The sequence below is a fragment of the Pseudidiomarina insulisalsae genome (genome assembly GCF_003987065.1).
GTDB classification, from domain to species: Bacteria; Pseudomonadota; Gammaproteobacteria; order Enterobacterales; family Alteromonadaceae; genus Pseudidiomarina; species Pseudidiomarina insulisalsae.
Genome location: NZ_PIPY01000005.1, coordinates 101,925 through 118,798 on the forward strand (window position 1 = coordinate 101,925; position 16,874 = coordinate 118,798).

At 52.0% G+C, this 16,874-nt stretch carries 17 protein-coding genes and 3 tRNA genes; 12 read left to right on the forward strand and 8 right to left on the reverse strand.

What is annotated here, in order from left to right:
- Positions 1-8: 8 nt before the first annotated feature.
- From ruvB to nadA, 11 genes are all read left to right on the forward strand, one after another.
- Positions 9-1,025: a Holliday junction branch migration DNA helicase RuvB gene (gene ruvB / locus CWI71_RS05750; RefSeq protein ID WP_126754322.1), complete on the forward strand. Its 1,017-nt coding sequence runs from the start codon at positions 9-11 to the stop codon at positions 1,023-1,025.
- Positions 1,026-1,486: 461 nt separating this feature from the next.
- Entirely contained in the window at positions 1,487-1,912 is a 426-nt protein-coding gene (ybgC, locus tag CWI71_RS05755) for a tol-pal system-associated acyl-CoA thioesterase (protein ID WP_126754323.1), read from the forward strand.
- Positions 1,902-2,600 carry a protein TolQ gene (gene tolQ / locus CWI71_RS05760; protein ID WP_126754324.1) on the forward strand — a complete coding sequence of 233 codons (699 nt, stop codon included), beginning with the start codon at positions 1,902-1,904 and terminating at the stop codon, positions 2,598-2,600. The genes ybgC and tolQ overlap by 11 nt, the downstream gene beginning before the upstream one ends.
- A gap of 2 nt (positions 2,601-2,602) precedes the next feature.
- Entirely contained in the window at positions 2,603-3,040 is a 438-nt protein-coding gene (gene tolR, locus CWI71_RS05765) for a protein TolR (protein WP_126754413.1), read from the forward strand.
- Between the two features lie 11 nt (positions 3,041-3,051).
- Complete coding sequence (tolA, locus tag CWI71_RS05770; RefSeq protein WP_241967640.1) at positions 3,052-3,975, forward strand: cell envelope integrity protein TolA; 924 nt, start codon at positions 3,052-3,054, stop codon at positions 3,973-3,975.
- Positions 3,976-4,052: 77 nt separating this feature from the next.
- The gene (tolB, locus tag CWI71_RS05775) at positions 4,053-5,357 is read left to right on the forward strand and encodes a Tol-Pal system beta propeller repeat protein TolB (RefSeq protein WP_241967647.1); all 1,305 of its coding nucleotides are present in this window, start codon (positions 4,053-4,055) and stop codon (positions 5,355-5,357) included.
- Positions 5,358-5,401: 44 nt separating this feature from the next.
- On the forward strand, positions 5,402-5,941 hold the full coding sequence (gene pal / locus CWI71_RS05780; RefSeq protein ID WP_126754326.1) for a peptidoglycan-associated lipoprotein Pal: 540 nt from the start codon (positions 5,402-5,404) through the stop codon (positions 5,939-5,941).
- Positions 5,942-5,975: 34 nt separating this feature from the next.
- On the forward strand, positions 5,976-6,719 hold the full coding sequence (gene ybgF / locus CWI71_RS05785) for a tol-pal system protein YbgF (RefSeq protein ID WP_126754327.1): 744 nt from the start codon (positions 5,976-5,978) through the stop codon (positions 6,717-6,719).
- A 137-nt stretch (positions 6,720-6,856) separates the two neighbouring features.
- Positions 6,857-6,932, forward strand: a tRNA-Lys gene (locus tag CWI71_RS05790).
- Positions 6,933-6,962: 30 nt separating this feature from the next.
- A tRNA-Lys gene (locus CWI71_RS05795) sits at positions 6,963-7,038 on the forward strand.
- A 69-nt stretch (positions 7,039-7,107) separates the two neighbouring features.
- On the forward strand, positions 7,108-8,160 hold the full coding sequence (nadA, locus tag CWI71_RS05800; RefSeq protein WP_126754328.1) for a quinolinate synthase NadA: 1,053 nt from the start codon (positions 7,108-7,110) through the stop codon (positions 8,158-8,160).
- Here the strand turns inward: nadA and CWI71_RS05805 are convergent.
- From CWI71_RS05805 to CWI71_RS05830, 6 genes are all read right to left on the reverse strand, one after another.
- Positions 8,157-8,978, reverse strand: a complete 822-nt coding sequence (locus CWI71_RS05805; protein ID WP_126754329.1) for an NAD(P)H-binding protein — start codon at positions 8,976-8,978, stop codon at positions 8,157-8,159. The two genes, nadA and CWI71_RS05805, sit on opposite strands and share 4 nt — an antisense overlap.
- Positions 8,975-9,751, reverse strand: coding sequence for a ZIP family metal transporter (locus CWI71_RS05810; protein WP_126754330.1), 777 nt, complete (start codon positions 9,749-9,751; stop codon positions 8,975-8,977). The genes CWI71_RS05805 and CWI71_RS05810 overlap by 4 nt, the downstream gene beginning before the upstream one ends.
- A 130-nt stretch (positions 9,752-9,881) precedes the next feature.
- Entirely contained in the window at positions 9,882-10,919 is a 1,038-nt protein-coding gene (locus CWI71_RS05815) for an MBL fold metallo-hydrolase (RefSeq protein WP_126754331.1), read from the reverse strand.
- A 45-nt stretch (positions 10,920-10,964) separates the two neighbouring features.
- The gene (gene ggt, locus CWI71_RS05820) at positions 10,965-12,668 is read right to left on the reverse strand and encodes a gamma-glutamyltransferase (protein ID WP_126754332.1); all 1,704 of its coding nucleotides are present in this window, start codon (positions 12,666-12,668) and stop codon (positions 10,965-10,967) included.
- A 98-nt stretch (positions 12,669-12,766) separates the two neighbouring features.
- Complete coding sequence (locus tag CWI71_RS05825; RefSeq protein ID WP_126754333.1) at positions 12,767-13,090, reverse strand: c-type cytochrome; 324 nt, start codon at positions 13,088-13,090, stop codon at positions 12,767-12,769.
- A gap of 171 nt (positions 13,091-13,261) precedes the next feature.
- A tRNA-Ser gene (locus CWI71_RS05830) sits at positions 13,262-13,352 on the reverse strand.
- A gap of 68 nt (positions 13,353-13,420) precedes the next feature.
- On the opposite strand from CWI71_RS05830, the gene CWI71_RS05835 reads away from it, so the two are divergent.
- Positions 13,421-15,394 (forward strand): acetate--CoA ligase, encoded by a 1,974-nt coding sequence (locus tag CWI71_RS05835; RefSeq protein WP_275069779.1) that lies wholly within the window; start codon positions 13,421-13,423, stop codon positions 15,392-15,394.
- Here CWI71_RS05835 and CWI71_RS05840 read toward each other — a convergent pair.
- Together CWI71_RS05840 and bfr are read right to left on the reverse strand one after the other, a co-directional pair.
- Positions 15,391-16,407 (reverse strand): mechanosensitive ion channel family protein, encoded by a 1,017-nt coding sequence (locus tag CWI71_RS05840; protein WP_241967642.1) that lies wholly within the window; start codon positions 16,405-16,407, stop codon positions 15,391-15,393. The two genes, CWI71_RS05835 and CWI71_RS05840, sit on opposite strands and share 4 nt — an antisense overlap.
- The gene (gene bfr, locus CWI71_RS05845) at positions 16,404-16,874 is read right to left on the reverse strand and encodes a bacterioferritin (RefSeq protein WP_126754335.1); all 471 of its coding nucleotides are present in this window, start codon (positions 16,872-16,874) and stop codon (positions 16,404-16,406) included. Before bfr ends, CWI71_RS05840 begins: the two co-directional genes overlap by 4 nt.

Sequence of the window (16,874 nt, forward strand, 5' to 3'; positions counted from 1 at the left end):
TTTAACGAATGATTGAACCGGATCGTATAAATCAGCCGCAGCAGCAAGGTGAAGATGAACTCATCGACCGCGCTATCCGGCCAAAAAAGTTAGCTGACTATACCGGTCAGCAGCATGTCGTTGAGCAGATGGAGATCTTTATCCAGGCGGCGCGGCAGCGGCAGGAAGCGCTCGATCACTTGCTGATTTTCGGGCCACCGGGGCTGGGTAAGACCACCTTGGCGAATATTGTTGCCAATGAGCTTGAGGTCAATATTCGTCAGACCTCGGGACCGGTGCTGGAAAAAGCGGGCGATCTGGCCGCGTTGCTGACCAATCTGGAAGCGCACGACGTGCTGTTTATTGACGAGATTCATCGACTGAGCCCGGTGGTCGAAGAAATTCTGTACCCGGCGATGGAAGATTATCAGCTTGATATCATGATTGGTGAGGGGCCCGCAGCGCGTTCGATTAAACTGGATTTGCCACCTTTTACCCTGATTGGGGCCACGACCCGTGCTGGCGCGTTAACCTCGCCACTGCGTGATCGCTTTGGTATTGTCCAGCGCCTTGAGTTTTATAATGTTGACGAGCTGACTACCATTATTCAGCGCTCTGCGAACTATCTGAACCTTAATCTTGATGATCAGGGCGCCCGGGAGATTGCCCGGCGTTCGCGCGGCACGCCGCGTATTGCCAATCGCCTGTTACGCCGGGTGCGTGACTATGCTGAAGTGCGTAATGACGGCAAGATCGATCAACCTGTCGCCGCGGCCGCACTGAAAATGGTCGATGTCGACGAGGCTGGCTTTGATTACATGGACCGCAAACTATTGTTGGCCATTATTGAAAAGTTTATGGGCGGTCCGGTAGGGCTGGACAATCTGGCGGCGGCAATTGGTGAAGAGAAAGATACAATTGAAGACGTGTTAGAGCCTTATTTGATTCAGCAGGGCTTTTTGCAGCGTACGCCGCGAGGTCGTATTGCAACCCCACACGCCTACACCCATTTCGGACTGCAGAAGAGCAAAAGCGATAATAGTTAATAGATACTGGATATTGGTCGAAGAAAACAACCAATATCCAGTATCCAATAACTAAGAACGTCGTTGAATTTCAGATAAAAAAAAGCCCGCAGGGAAGCGGGCTAAAAACTACAGAACAACAAGGAAGTTAAATCCAGGGAACAATAACAGGAAGAAGTGACAACCGGTCTCTTCGTAACTGATATGCCGCGCATTATACGGAGGTCGGACAAGCCTTCAACCGAGAAAAATTGTGTTTCACATAAGAAAAACTAATATCAAACTGTAACCTTTGCATAAAAAATCACCGCTATAAAATTGGTAAGACCAAAATAAATAAGTAAATACAACGATTTAATACATGGCGGTCAAATTTTTTAAATAAAAAAATGTCTGGCTATATTTTACTCATGCAAAAAATTTACATAAACTTTTAGCTGCTGCAGCTTGCAGGTTGATAAAATTAAAGGAAAGCTAGTGCAATGACCGATACAAGTCCTTTTAACTGGCCGATCCGGGTCTATTACGAAGACACAGATGCCGGCGGTATCGTATATTATGCCAACTATCTCAAATTCCTTGAGCGTGCCCGTACGGAATGGTTACGCTCCTATGGCATTGAGCAGGATACCTGGCTACGCCATCGTCTGGGCTTCGTGGTCAGGCAGGTGCAAATGGATTTATTGCGGCCCGCGCGGTTTAATGATGAACTGCGCGTGACAGTTGTGGTCGAACGATTGAAACGCGCATCTGTCGAATTTACACAACAAGTGCTGGATCAACACGGCACGGTTTTATGCCAGGCCCGAATTAAAGCGGCCTGCGTTCATTTAGGGGAAGACGGTGACGCTGTTAAGGCGGTGCCGATGCCAACAGAAATAATAGAGGTACTTAAGCGTGCAAGCTGATATGTCGATCACAGCGTTGATTCTGGAAGCAAGTTTTGTCGTACAGCTGGTCATGTTGCTGTTGCTTGCGTTCTCGGTGGTGGGCTGGATGATGATTTTTCAGCGCAAGAAAATTATTCAAACCGCCAGCCAGCAGGCCTCGGCGTTTGAAGATCGTTTCTGGTCGGGCGTTGATCTTGCCCGCTTGTATCAGGAAATCGGTGCCCGCGCGCAAAACGCCAGTGGCATGGAAAAACTATTTTACGCGGGCTTCAAAGAGTTTGCGCGGCTGCGCAGTAATGCTGCCTTAACTCAGCAGCAAGTGCTGGAAGCCTCTTATCGGGCCATGCGTGTGGTGCACTCCCGTGAAGTTGATCGCTTGGAACATAACCTGAGTTGGCTTGCGACGATAGGCTCTATCAGTCCTTATGTCGGTCTGTTCGGCACGGTCTGGGGTATTATGAATGCCTTTATTGGTCTGGGTGCTGTGCAACAGGCAACACTTGCGATGGTCGCGCCCGGTATTGCCGAGGCCTTGATTGCTACTGCGATGGGCCTGTTTGCCGCGATTCCGGCGGTCATTGCCTACAATCGTTTTGCCAACCGGGTGGAGAAAGTTGATAACCAGTACCTGAACTTTATGGATGAGTTGCTGGCAATTTTACAGCGTCAGGGCGCGCAACAGAAAGCTGCGAGTACTGCCTCATGATGATGCTGACGTCGAATCGCAAACGGCGTAAGCCGGTTTCCGAGATCAACGTCGTACCCTACATCGACGTGATGTTGGTATTGCTAATTATTTTTATGGTGACAGCGCCGTTAATTACTCAGGGCGTGCAGGTGGACTTGCCAAATGCGCAGGCCGAACCTCTGGATAAAGAGAGTAAGCCGCCCGTCATAGTGTCGGTGAACCGTGACGGTCAGTACTTTATTAATTCCATTAATAATGTGGGCGACCCAAACGAGCCGCTGGCGCTGGAAACATTAGCCGCACGAATCCAGGCGCAGCTGATTAATGATCCGCAGACGCGCTTTATGGTCAATGGCGATGAGGGCGTTTCTTACAATCAGGTAGTCCAGCTGATGGTACTTTTACAGCAGTTAGGCATTGAGTCAGTGGGCTTGATGACCGAAGATACCAACACTTAAGTGAGGCACATGTGAAGATAGGTAAGTTTACATGGCCCAGTGAATTAACGATACCCCTGCTGCTTTCAGTTGCGCTGCACCTGGGCATTGTGGTGATTTTATTTGCGGGCTCTAAATTTTCGCCCAGCGTACCAGAGGCGATGGAAGTTCAGCTCGACGCGCCGCTGTCTGAAGAGGTCATGCCGGAAGAAGAAATTGTGCAAGCCGCGACCGTCGATAAAGCGAAAGTTGAACAACAACTGGAAGCCATTCGCGCCGCAGAGCAGCAGCGTAAGGATGAAATTGCCGAGTTAGAGCGGCGCGCGGCAGAAGCAAAACGTCAGCGCGAGGCTGAACAACAACGTCAGCGCGAGCTTGAAGCTGAGCAACGGGCTGAGCGTGAGCGCCTGGCGCGCGAGAAAGAAGCCGCTTTAAAGGAGCAGCGCGAGGCAGAGCGTAAAGCAGCCGAAGCGGAGAAAAAGCGTAAAGCTGAGGAAGAGGCGGCGCGCAAGGCTGAAGCAGAACGTAAGCGCCGTGAAGAAGAAGCGCGGCGTCTGGAGGAAGAGCGTAAGCGCAAAGAGCAGGAAGCGCGTGAGCGCGCCGAGCGTGAGCGTCAGTTGCAAGAAGAGCTGGAACGGGAACGTCAGGCACGGGCAGCAGCACGTAGCCGTCAGGTGCAAAGCGAGTTAGGGAAATATACGAACCTGATCAAAGCGACTATTCAGCGTAATCTGATTGCTGATCCGTCGATGCAGGGTAAGTCGTGTACCGTGAATATCCGCCTGGCGCCAAGTGGCTTTGTTATCTCGGTGAACCGGATCAGTGGTGATGCGGGCGTGTGTAAAGCAACCGAGAATGCGGTATTAAAAGCAGGTACACTGCCGGTATCGGAAGATCCTGAAGTGTTCGCAAAGATGAAGGATATTAACTTAACCTTTGCGCCGGAATTCAATTAACTTACGAAATAGCAACGACAATTAATATGATGAAAAAGCTAGCTTTTATTTTGGTCACTACAGTGCTGTTGGCGGTTATGTATCGCCCGGCTAACGCGTCACTTGAGATTGTCATTACCGACGGTATCGACAGCGCCCGACCCATTGCCGTGGTGCCGTTTCGCTGGTTAGGTGATGGCCCGGCGCCCGAGGGGTTAACCCAGGTGATTGCGGCGGACTTAATGCGTAGCGGAAAATTTAATCCGGTACCGGTCAACGCCATGCCGCAAATGCCGAGTACAGAAGAGGAAATTGATTACCCGAGCTGGGCAAGTCTTGGTATTGAGGCGTTGCTGGTAGGTACCATAGAGCCGTATGCTGTTGACCGCTATACCGTATCCTTTCAGATTGTCGATGTACTGCGTGGACAAATCACCAGCGGCTCGCGGATGCTGCGCGGCGGTGAGTTAGTAAGTGCTCAGGATCATATTCTGGATGCGCGTCGCAGCGTGATTAATGGTGATCAGTTTCGTCAATACGCGCATCGTATTTCGGATGTATTTTACGAAACCATGACCGGTCAACGGGGGGCCTTTATGACCCGCATTGCCTATGTCACGGTCAACCATGACAACGAAAAGCCTTACGAACTGGTTGTTGCTGATTACGATGGTTATGACGAGAAAGTGCTGCTGCGTAGCCCAGAGCCGTTAATGTCCCCGTCGTGGTCTCCCGATGGTAATAAGCTGGCCTATGTAAGCTTCGAGAACAAACGTCCGGAAATTTTCGTACAGGACATTTACACAACCCGTCGTGAAAAAATGACCTCTTTCCCGGGTATCAATAGTAGCCCGGTCTGGGCTCCGGACGGGAAAACACTGGCAATGGTATTGTCAAAAGATGGCAACCCTGAACTCTATACTATGAATGTCGCAACCAAGCAGGTGACACGCGTTACCCGCCACCATGCGATCGATACCGAACCCAGCTGGTCACCGGACGGGAAATCGCTGATCTTCACCTCAGAAAGGGGTGGCAGACCGCAATTATATAGCGTAAATTTAGATTCAGGTCAGGTGCGTCGGTTAACCTTTGAGGGCGAGCAGAACCTCGGTGGTACTTATACGCCTGATGGCCAGCAGGTAGTCATGGTAAATCGCACGCAAGGCAACTATCATATTGCCAAGCAAGATTACCCAAGTGGTGCAATGCAAATTCTGACTCAGACTTCATTGGATGAGTCACCAAGCCTTGCGCCAAATGGAAGCATGGTGATTTACAGCACCACGCACAATAACCAGCAAGTGTTGGCTTTGGTTTCGGTGGATGGGCGCTTTAAGGCTCGTTTGCCAGCCCGTGAGGGTGAAGTTAAATCACCAGCATGGTCACCATTTTTACGTTAATTTGAACCCTAAAATTAGAAAACTTTGAACTAAGGATCGCGGACATGAACGCAAATCAGTTACTTAAGAGCCTGCTTATCGCTGTACCAATGATGACATTGGCAGCGTGTACCACGAGCCCGGGTGCCGACGACGCAGCTGGTCAGCAGACCAACCAGCAGCAACAACAGCAGCAGGAAGGTACAGGAGTTGAAGTGGACGCAGCTGAGCGTACCAAGACTCCAGAAGAAGTTCGTGCAGAAAAAATGGAAACTCTGCGTCAGGAAAATATTGTTTACTTCGCATTTGATGACTCACGTGTGAGCTCTGACTACGCAGGTATGCTGGCAGATCACGCTGAGTTCTTAGTCCAGAACCCGAATGTAACCCTTACCATTGAAGGCCATGCAGACGAGCGCGGTACGCCTGAGTACAATATCGCTTTGGGTGAGCGTCGTGCGAAAGCCGTTGCGCAATACCTGCAGAACCTGGGTGTCAGCGCAAGCCAAATCGCGACGGTTTCTTACGGCGAAGAGAAGCCATTAGTGAACGCGTCAACTCCGACTGCGTACGCGAAAAACCGTCGTGCCGTTCTGGTTTATTAATAACGGTTAAATGCAGCGATATACGGTTAAGCCCATGCAAAAACTAACTCTAGTGCTAGCCTTTTTGATTCCCGGTGTCGTGTTTGCACAGGCACCGGTATCGAAACTTGGTAGTGGCAGTGTCGAAGAGCGTCTGGAGCAGCTTGAGCGCGTCATGGACGCGCGCAATGCCGCGCAAATGGCGCTGCTTGATCAGATGGCAACGTTGCAAGACGAGGTCGCCGACTTGCGCGGTAAGACTGAAGAGCATGCCTATCAGCTCGAGCAGATTTTGCAGCGGCAACGTGAAATTTATCAGGAAATTGATCGCCGTCTGAGTGCCACTCCGGTGACGACGGCGCAGCAACAAGCAACTCCGCAGGCTAGCCCGGAAGCTGGGTCGGCGGTCGGTTACTCCTCTAACCTCAGTGAGAATGATGCTTACGACAAAGCCATTCGCCTGGTCATGGAAGATCGTCGCTATGATGCGGCGATTCCTGAATTCCGTAGCTTTATCGAACAATACCCTGATTCAACCTACGTGCCGAACGCACACTACTGGCTGGGACAGTTGCTTTACGCTGAAGGTAAGTATGATGAAGCGAAAAGTGAATTCAGTGCCGTGGTTGAACGCTATCCCGACAGTAATAAGCGCGGTGACAGCATTCTCAAATTAGGTATTGTTGCGCAACAGCAAGGCGAAAAGCAGCTCGCGCGTAGCTATTTTGAGAAAGTCATTAACGAGTATCCGAACAGTACACCTGCCGGTCTTGCCGAAAAGCGCCTGGCAAACTTGTAAACACCGTGTAAGTTTTTACGGGATGTGTTCGCAAATTGAGCAAACGAACCGTATATCTGCAAATTGCAGTTGCAACGAGCGGCATTTTAAGTAAACTATGCCGCCGTTGCCGCTGATAAGCAGCAACCGATGAGATTGGGTCGTTAGCTCAGTTGGTAGAGCAGTTGACTTTTAATCAATTGGTCGCAGGTTCGAATCCTGCACGACCCACCAATCTTCTCATCATCCCCTCAGTTTTATCGTGGGTCGTTAGCTCAGTTGGTAGAGCAGTTGACTTTTAATCAATTGGTCGCAGGTTCGAATCCTGCACGACCCACCACGTTTTTTACCCCAGTTCGATTTTCCAGTATACTTATACCAACTTAACTGCATGTGGTGACGTAGTACGATGAATATCACTGAAGAGATTCAGGCGCGCGTGATCGATAACCTTGATTATGCGTTTCCAGCCAAACCCAAGCCGCTGAGCGAGCCCGAGCGCGCCGCTTATATAGCGCGCATTGAGCAGTTGCTGAAAGAAAAGAACGCGGTTTTGGTCGCGCATTATTATACGGACCCGGAAATTCAGGCATTGGCTGAAGCGACCGGTGGATGTGTGTCTGACTCGCTGGAAATGGCGCGTTTTGGTGCCAATCATGAAGCGGATACGCTGATTGTTGCCGGCGTCAAATTTATGGGCGAGACGGCGAAAATTCTTACGCCAAACAAAACTGTACTCATGCCGACGCTTGAAGCGACCTGTTCGCTGGATATCGGCTGCCCTATCGAAGAGTTCTCAGCTTTTTGTGATGAACACCCCGATCGCACTGTTGTCGTCTATGCCAATACTTCAGCGGCCGTGAAAGCCCGTGCCGACTGGGTCGTGACCTCAAGCATTGCGCTGGACATTGTTGACCACCTGGATGCCAACGGCGAGAAAATTCTGTGGGGGCCCGATAAGCACCTGGGGAACTACATTCAGAAGCAGACGGGCGCTGACATGATTATGTGGCAGGGCGCCTGCGTGGTGCATGACGAGTTTAAAACCAAGGCGCTTGAAGATTTAAAACGGGTTTATCCGGAAGCTGCCATTTTGGTGCATCCTGAGTCACCGGCGCAGGTTGTCGAAATGGCCGATGCGGTAGGTTCGACCTCGCAGTTGATTAAAGCCAGCCAGGAACTGCCGAATGAAACCTTCATTGTGGCAACCGACCGTGGCATCTTCTATAAGATGCAGCAGCTATCGCCGGAGAAACATTTTATCGAGGCACCGACCGCTGGCAGTGGCGCCACCTGTCGCAGCTGCGCGCACTGTCCGTGGATGGCAATGAACGGCCTTGTGGCTATCGCAGAGGCCTTGGAACACGGTGGTGCAAGCCATGAGATTCATGTTGACCCGCAACTCGCTGAGCGCGCTATGAAGCCGTTACAGCGCATGCTGAACTTTAAAAAGAACAGCTAACGAGGTTCATAGGTAGGATGCAGCAACTGATAGCCGCTTGCTTTAAGCAGGCGGTTATCAATGCGCTTACTACCCCGGCGGCCAATCTCATCTGAACGCGCTAACGTCTGCAAGTCTACCCCCAAACGATTCGCTAAACGTCCATAGGCTTCTTCCTGCTTTAAAGGCTCATCATCAGACACCAGAAACAGTGGTTGTTGCTTCTCCGGATGCTGGATCAGGTAACTGAGAAAGCCAGCCACGTCATCTGCATGAATACGGTTGGTCCATGCCGGCGTAATGGTAGCTTCACCCGATATAAGCAGTTCAGCCAATCGCGAACGGTTCGGACCGTAAATACCTGAACAGCGCAAAACTGAGACTGTATCGGCGGCGCTGCGAATCACTTCTTCTGCCTGCAGCAGCATCTTGCCCTGATGATCGCCTGGGTCAGCGACGGTCGTTTCATCAATCCATTCACCGTCGCACGCATCGTAAACGCCGGTGCTCGAAACATACAGAATGCGCGGATTAAGCCCGCTGCTATGCAAATGGTGCTGCAATAGCCTGCACGGCAGCACATAGCCATTAAAATAGGCATCATCCTTGGAACGGTTGGGTGTCAGTGTGATGACGATGACGTCAACACTGGCGTCGATGAACTGTTCCAGATCGCTGGCATTGGTGGCGTCGCCAGCAACCAACTCAATATGGATCGGACTGGATTTCTCCTGTGGATGACGGCACAGCCCGCGCATCTCAGTAAAACCCGCAAAACTCAGCGCCAGACTGGTGCGCTCGGCGATATCGCCATAGCCAATAAATGCAACTGTTGTCATGCTGCTAACCACACGTCAAGGAATAACATAACCACCAAACCTACCATGAGGCCAGCCGTCGCGCGATGATGATGGCCGCGACGATGGGTTTCCGGAATGATCTCGTGACTGATGACAAACAGCATAGCACCTGCAGCGAAAACCAGCCCCCAAGGTAAGAGAACTTGCGAAAGATTAACAAAAATACCGCCGACCAGGCCGCCAAGCGGCTCAATAAGACCAGTCAGTGCAGCGACCAGAAAGCTTTTCATATGGCTGTAGCCAACCGCGACTAGTCCCACTGCAACCGCTAACCCTTCCGGCATATTCTGCAGACCAATACCTAAGGCCAGTGAGAACGCTGAGTCGGACTGGCCGCTGCCGTAGGCCACGCCGACGGCAAGACCCTCGGGAAAGTTATGAATCGCAATGGCGAATACAAAAAGCCATACGCCAGCCACTTTATCTGAAACTCGCCCTTCATGCCCGGAGATAAAGTGGCGATGGGGGATGAGGCGGTCCATAGCATAGATCGCCAAGGCACCCAATAAAATTCCGACAACCGCAATCAGAGCGGGTATGGGGCCCACGCCGTAGAGCTCGGTAGAGATATCAATTGAGGGGATAATCAGTGAAAAGAACGACGCAGCCAGCATCACACCTGCAGCGAAGCCTAACAAAGTGTCATTAAATGGCTCTGAGGTTTTACGCCCGAATAAAATCGGCAACGCGCCCACCGCGGTGAGTGAACCGGTAAGGAAACTTGCTACAAGTGCGCTAATGACGAGATCCATGAAGTCCTCAATGCGTTAGTTGAATAGCCCTAGCTTAACGTGTTAAGTCACAGATGTAGAGTTAGTTTTTACGTTCAGTTTCATCGAAAAAATCGCCTCAACTAGGTGCGTGACAGTCAGGTCTTTGCGCTTATTTTTTATCATCTGTAATTGTCACCCCGATCGGGATTAACGGAAAGGCATCCTCACTGACGTGGTGTCCTTCGCGGGCGCGTTCAAAGTCTTTGCGGGTTTCACGCAGACTTTCGGCGGCGAGCTGAAAGGTGCCCCAGTGCATGGCGTAAGAACGTTTGGCGCCAAGATCAAGGTGCATCAGCACTGCTTCTTCGGGGTTCACGTGTTGTGGTTTCATGAACCAGCGTGGCAAATAGGCACCGATCGGGATCAAAGCATCGTCAATGTCCGGAAAGCGCTGACCAATTTCTTTGAATTGATAGGGGTTATAGCCGCTGTCTCCGGCGAACCAAACCTCCCAATCACCAATACGCAGGTGCCAGCTGGTCCACAGCGTATCGTTTTTATCGAACAGGCTGCGCGCCGACCAGTGCTGGCTGGGCGTTGCTGTTGCCTGTAATGTGTTGAAGCTGCGTGCGTCCCACCAGTCAAATTCATGTACCCGTTGGGCGCTGATGCCTTGTTCAACAAACCATTCGGTCAGGCCAAGAGGTACGAAGTAGTCCACCTGATTACCAAGTTTGAGAATGGTTTCCTGATCAAGATGGTCGTAATGATTATGACTGATAATCACCACATCGATAGGCGGCAGTTCAGCTACCGTTAAAGGGGCGGGCGTGAGACGTTTGGGGCCGGTAAAACTTAGTGGTGAGGCGCGCTCACTGAGAATAGGATCCGTCAGCACGTTCATACCGCGATATTGCAGCAAAAAGGTCGCGTGCCCTAACCAGGTCAGCTGTGGTTGCTCAGCAGGTACAAGTAAGCGTTGCAGAGCAAGATCTGTCATCGGCACCAGGTTAGGATTGGCCGCCAGCTCAGCAGCCTGGTCGGCCCACTTATCTTCACCAAACCAGCGCATGACAAAAAAGTCGATGGCATTGGTGTCTTTGGGCGTGACATAAGGGTTACGGTCAGCAAAGCGACCGGGGGAGCTACATGAGCTCACCCCGATGGCAATAGCGAGAACAATAATAGTGATGACGATCCAGCGCACATGAACCTCCTTTTGAAGGAGATACGAGGCAATCACGCCAACGGATTAAAATCCGGCGGCGTGTCCGTCCTTACGGCTCTCTGAGGCCCCGTAATAAACATTTTCCTTATGGTCTTTCCAGATGGCCTGATAGCCACCATAAGGGCCGACAGCTTCTTGCAGGGTATGTCCCATTTTGATTAACTCGCGCCGGGTATGCTTCGAGAAGCCGTTTTCAAGGCTCACGACGCCGCCATCGGTCATCTGCTCGCCGGTGGGCTGACTCGAGCCGGTATGCAAAATCCGTGGCGCGTCGCCTGCCTCTTGCAGGTTCATACCAAAATCAATCATATTGATCAGAATCTGAGCGTGCATCTGTGGTTGTGTGGCGCCGCCCATTACGCCATAACTCATGACCGGCTTACCGTCTTTGGTGACGAACGCCGGAATAATGGTATGGAAGGGACGCTTTGCTGGTGCGTAAACATTGGCATGGCCTTCTTCCAGCGCAAATAATTCGCCGCGATTTTGTAATACGAAGCCAAGTCCATCCGGTGTCACGCCTGACCCCATACCACGGTAATTACTCTGGATCAGCGAGACCATATTGCCTTGTTGATCGGCTGTGGTCAGATAGATAGTGTCGCCTTCTGTCGGTGGGTTACCCGGCTCATATGCATCCGCAGCTTGCTCTGGATCAATCAACTGCGCGCGCTGTTTGGCATAGCCCTTATCTAACAGTCCCTCGACCGGTGCCGCAGCGAATTCAGGGTCGGCGTAATATTTGGCCCGATCCTCAAAGGCCAGTTTCTTGGCTTCGACAAAATGATGAATGTACTCCGGACTATCGTAACCCATCGCGGCCAGGTCAAAGTTCTCAAGAATATTGAGAATTTGCTGCGCGGCAATACCCTGAGTATTCGGCGGCAGTTCCCACAGGTCGTAACCACGGTAATTGCTGGAAACCGGTTCCACCCAAGTCGAGGTATGCTGCGCCAGGTCATCGTAGGATAAAAAGCCGCCGTGCTCAGCGACGAAGTCGCCGATGGTGCGCGCAATTTCGCCGCGATAGAAGACGTCACGGCCGCCTTTGGCAATTTTTTCTAAGGTATTGGCGAGATCCGGGTTCTTAAAGCGTTCGCCTTTTTGCGGAGGCTGGCCGTCCGCCATAAACACCTTGGCAAAGCCAGGTTGGTCGGCCAGTACTGCGGCATTGCGCTCAAAATAGTAGGCAATCACTTCGGTCACGGGAAAGCCTTTGCGGGCATATGCGATGGCAGGGGCTAGCACTTGTTCCATCGGCAATTGGCCGAACTTCTCATGCAGCTCGAACCAGCCATCGACGGCACCAGGCACTGACAGAGGCAATACGCCACGCGCCGGAATACTGTCGAAGCCGTTGTCCTGAAAATAGGCAAGGCTCAAGCTTTGTGGCGAGCGGCCTGAGGCATTCAAGCCATAAAGTTGTTCGGTTTCAGCGTCCCAGACGATGGCAAACAGATCACCACCGATGCCGTTGCCGGTAGGTTCTACCAGACCCAGGACAGCATTCGCGGCAATCGCGGCATCAATGGCATTGCCGCCTTGTTGCATAATGTCGAGTGCCACTTGCGTGGCTAACGGCTGGCTGGTGGCCGCCATGGCATCGGGCGCCATAACTTCAGAGCGGGTAGCAAAGTGATGCCCGGTAATACGGTCCGCGGCAGCAGCAAAAGAACTGGTGAGTGCCAGTCCGGTTGCCAGGGTAAAAGTAAGTAATGAGGATTTCATGCTCGCCTCCTGTTAAGTGAATAGCTCCACTATAACTGGAGGACAGAGGCGTTGGCCAGCTTCGCGACCAACGCCATGCAGGGCTCGACGACTGGGGCTTATTTAAGACCAAGAATCCATTCGGCCAGAATAGTGACCTGTTCATCGGTCAGCTGGGGTTGAGCAGGCATGGGTACCTGACCCCATTTACCGACGCCGCCATTTTTGATGCTGTCCTTAATTTTTGCCATTGCCTCAGGGTCATCGGCATATTTTTCCGCAACATCTTTATATGCCGGACCGACAATCTTATTATCGACCCCGTGACAAGCCGTGCAGGCTAGTTCCTGCGCCAGTTTTTGGCCTTCTTGATTCGCCACAGCGGCATGTGCGAAAAATAGGCTGGCCACGACAAATGTTAAACTCACTACCTTCTTAATCATGAGTGACTCCTTATTGACGAGATCTTATTGTCAGCATAGCGAAAGTTGACAGAATCACCAGTTTATACGTAAGAAAGACTTGGTTGGATTGACCTGAAGCAAGGAGAGCGCAGATAAGTGTTTTTTGGCCTTAATAGCAAAAAACCGCCACAAGGGCGGTTTTTTTTAATCTGGCGGAGAGAGAGGGATTCGAACCCTCGATACGGGGTTACCGTATACACACTTTCCAGGCGTGCTCCTTCAGCCACTCGGACACCTCTCCGTAAAGCGGGCGCTATAATAGGCGATAGGTAGGGCAAAAACAAGAGCCAGGGTGTAAACAAGGAGCCCGTGCGCTGGCTTTTTGTTCGACTCAAGTCGAATAGGAAAGTTACGGCAAAGAGCTACAGTAGGGGGAAATGTCGTCAGCAAAGGACAAGGACTATGAACACCTACCCCCACGAATATGAGTCTTCCTTACAACAGCCGCAGAAATTCTGGCAGCAGCAGGCGCAACGGCTGCATTGGTTTACTGAGCCGACAGAAATCTTGCGGCCACGTGCTGACGGTACTGCTGACTGGTTCGTGGATGGCGAGCTGAATATGGCATTTTGTGCGCTTGACTATCATGTCGATAATGGCCGCGCTGACCAGACGGCGCTTATTTATGACTCGCCCGTGACCGGGCAGAAGCAGGCTTATACCTACCGCCAGTTACGTGATGAGGTGGCGCGCTTCGCCGGCCTTTTGAAAAAACAGCACGTTAAGAAAGGCGACCGGGTTATTATTTACATGCCGATGATTCCCCAGGCGGCGATTGCCATGCTTGCCTGCGCGCGGCTTGGCGCAGTGCACTCGGTGGTCTTTGGTGGTTTTGCGGCCAATGAGTTGGCGATACGCATTGACGATGCCGAACCGAAGTTGCTGATCACCGCCTCGTGTGGCATTGAAGTGGATAAAGTGATTCCATACAAGCCTCTGGTGGATAAGGCACTTGAGCTGGCAGCCAAACCGCCGCAACACGTATTGGTCTGGCAACGCGAGCAGTGTCAGGCGGAACTGCAACTGCCACGGGACTGCGACTGGCAGCAAGCTCTGGCAGGGGTGACGCCGGCCGAGTGCGCAACCATGCAGGCCACCGATCCACTCTATATTTTGTATACCTCAGGAACCACAGGGAAGCCCAAAGGGGTCGTGCGTGACACCGGCGGTTATGCGACCGCTTTGTTGTATTCCATGCGCACTGTTTACGGCATACAGCCGGGTCAGGTGATGTTCGTTGCTTCCGATGTTGGCTGGGTGGTCGGTCATTCTTATATTGTGTACGGGCCACTGCTGGCTGGAGCGACCACGATTCTGTATGAAGGCAAGCCGGTGCGCACGCCTGACGCCGGTGCGTTCTGGCGAGTTTGTGAGGACTATCAGGTCAATGTACTATTCTCTGCGCCCACAGCATTTCGTGCAATTAAAAAAGAAGACCCACAGGCGCAGTTGCTCAAACACTATAACCTGAGTCATCTGCAACGTATATACATGGCCGGTGAGCGGCTTGACCCGGCGACGTTGCAATGGACACAGGGCGTGACCGGCAAACCGGTGTATGACCACTGGTGGCAGACCGAGTCAGGCTGGCCTATTTGTGCGAATCCTGTCGGTATTGCCGAGTACCCGGTGAAACCCGGGTCTTCGACGCTTCCGGTTCCAGGTTATGACGTTCGCATATTAGCTACGGACGGTAGCGAGCTGGGCGCGAACGAGCAGGGCGCTGTTGCCATTAAGCTGCCGCTGCCTCCGGGCTGCCTGACCTCCATCTGGCGCAACGAAGCAAGATTTAATGCGGGCTATTTGCGCGAATATGCCGGTTTCTACAGCAGTGGTGACGGCGGTTATAAAGATGATGATGGCTACGTTTACATTATGGGGCGCACGGATGATGTCATTAACGTGGCAGGCCACCGGCTGTCTACCGGCGAAATGGAAGAGGTGTTAGCAATGGATCCTGCGGTGGCGGAGTGCGCGGTTATTGCCGTGGCCGATGATTTAAAAGGCCAGGTACCGCTGGGTCTGGTCATTGTTAAAGATGGCGTTGACATTGCGCCTGAGGATTTATCGCAGCGCCTTATACAGCGGGTGCGCGATGAAATTGGGGCGGTGGCCTGTTTAAGACAGGTGCATGTGGTAAGTAAGCTGCCGAAAACCCGCTCAGGCAAAATCTTACGGCGCCTGCTGCGCCAGTTGGCCGATGGCGAGCCGCAACTGTACGTGCCATCGACTATTGATGATCCGGGCTGCGTTGCCGAACTGCAACAACAGCTTGGGCGTTAAAACTCCTCGGCGGCGTCGTTTTTCGAGGGCCGTTCGGGTTCTGGCTCGGGCTCGGGAGCCGATGCACTGTCTTTGCCCTGTAGCGTACGAATGGTGCCGTCGGCTTGCCAGCTCTTGATGTGCAGATCGCGTTGCGGGAATGGAATTTGGATATTGTTCTCTATTAACGCGGTGTGGATCTCCCATAAGAACGCTGCCTGGACTGCCCCGGGGCGGTTGACCGCGTCAGGGCGAAGCCAGACCACCAGCTCGAAATTAAGCGAACTCTCACCAAACTCAACTAACCAGACTTGCGGCGGCCGGTGTGAGGTATCAGTCAGCGTATGCGGCACGCGATCCGCAGCCTCCAGAACCGCGCGTTTCACCAGTTCTTTGTCGGTGCCATAGGCAACCCCAAACGGCACTTTAATGCGTCGGTAGGTGTCGCGCATGGTCCAATTGGTTACCCGACCACTGACAAACTCAGAGTTCGGAACAATGATATCGATATTGTCATTGGTGGTAATGATGGTGCTGCGGATATTGATTTCTTTCACCTCACCGGTCACCCCCGACTCAAGTTCAACGAAATCGCCCACTTTCAGGGTTTTTTCAAACAGCAGCATGATGCCGGAGGTAAAATTACTGATGAGGTTTTGCAGACCAAAACCGACACCAACACCCAGGGCACTGGCGAAGATCGCAAACTTCGTCATATCGATGCCGATAGACGAGATGGCGACCATAAAGCCGACCAGTAAAATAATGTAGTGGGTAATCCGCTTCAGTGCATAGACTGAAGAGGGCGCCATGGTATTGCGGAAATCGGTATAACGCTGAAGTGCCTGTTGTACTACCCGCGAGATAATAAGCGCGGCAATAATGATAGCGACGAAACGAAAAATAGAGCCATAGGTAATGGCCGTTTCACCAACGGTAAATATCTCTTTTTCCAGCCAGCGGAAGGCTTCAGAAATGGCAGTCACCACCTGGTCGATGGTGCTGCGGTCTGCTGCAGTGGTCTGTTCGCTCACATTTGTGCCTGTAAGTATAGCTCCAGTCCTATACGGTCAATCAGTTCAAGCTGTTGCCGCAACCAGTAAGCGTGATCTTCTTCTGTGTCTTTAAGAATTCCGACCAGCATGTCACGGGTGACAAAGTCGTCCGCTCCTTCACAGAAATCGATAACTTCGCGCAGGGTTTTTGCGTTATTACGTTCTAACGCAAGATCGTTGCTGAGCATGGTTGGCACATCATCAGCAATACTATGTTCCTGGCGTCGATCCATGTCCGGGCGTCCGCCAAGAAACAGCATGCGACGGATGAGCAGGTCGGCATGCGCCCGCTCATGTTCAATCTCCAGGTTGATATGCTCGTACAGCTTATTAAGGCCCATGTCTTCATAGCGACGCGAATGGGCGGTGTACTGATCAATCGAGGTCAGTTCAAAGGCTAACAGGCGATTTAATTGTGCAACAACTTCACTATTTTCCAGACTCAT

Bases quoted from the DNA above. Each gene is read 5' to 3' on its own strand.
- ruvB (WP_126754322.1), top strand. From the start codon at position 9: ATGATTGAACCGGATCGTATAAATCAGCCGCAGCAGCAAGGTGAAGAT.
- ybgC (WP_126754323.1), top strand. From the start codon at position 1,487: ATGACCGATACAAGTCCTTTTAACTGGCCGATCCGGGTCTATTACGAA.
- tolR (WP_126754413.1), top strand. From the start codon at position 2,603: ATGCTGACGTCGAATCGCAAACGGCGTAAGCCGGTTTCCGAGATCAAC.
- tolB (WP_241967647.1), top strand. From the start codon at position 4,053: ATGTATCGCCCGGCTAACGCGTCACTTGAGATTGTCATTACCGACGGT.
- pal (WP_126754326.1), top strand. From the start codon at position 5,402: ATGAACGCAAATCAGTTACTTAAGAGCCTGCTTATCGCTGTACCAATG.
- ybgF (WP_126754327.1), top strand. From the start codon at position 5,976: ATGCAAAAACTAACTCTAGTGCTAGCCTTTTTGATTCCCGGTGTCGTG.
- nadA (WP_126754328.1), top strand. From the start codon at position 7,108: ATGAATATCACTGAAGAGATTCAGGCGCGCGTGATCGATAACCTTGAT.
- CWI71_RS05805 (WP_126754329.1), bottom strand. From the start codon at position 8,978: ATGACAACAGTTGCATTTATTGGCTATGGCGATATCGCCGAGCGCACC.
- CWI71_RS05810 (WP_126754330.1), bottom strand. From the start codon at position 9,751: ATGGATCTCGTCATTAGCGCACTTGTAGCAAGTTTCCTTACCGGTTCA.
- ggt (WP_126754332.1), bottom strand. From the start codon at position 12,668: ATGAAATCCTCATTACTTACTTTTACCCTGGCAACCGGACTGGCACTC.
- CWI71_RS05825 (WP_126754333.1), bottom strand. From the start codon at position 13,090: ATGATTAAGAAGGTAGTGAGTTTAACATTTGTCGTGGCCAGCCTATTT.
- bfr (WP_126754335.1), bottom strand. From the start codon at position 16,874: ATGAGTCTGGAAAATAGTGAAGTTGTTGCACAATTAAATCGCCTGTTA.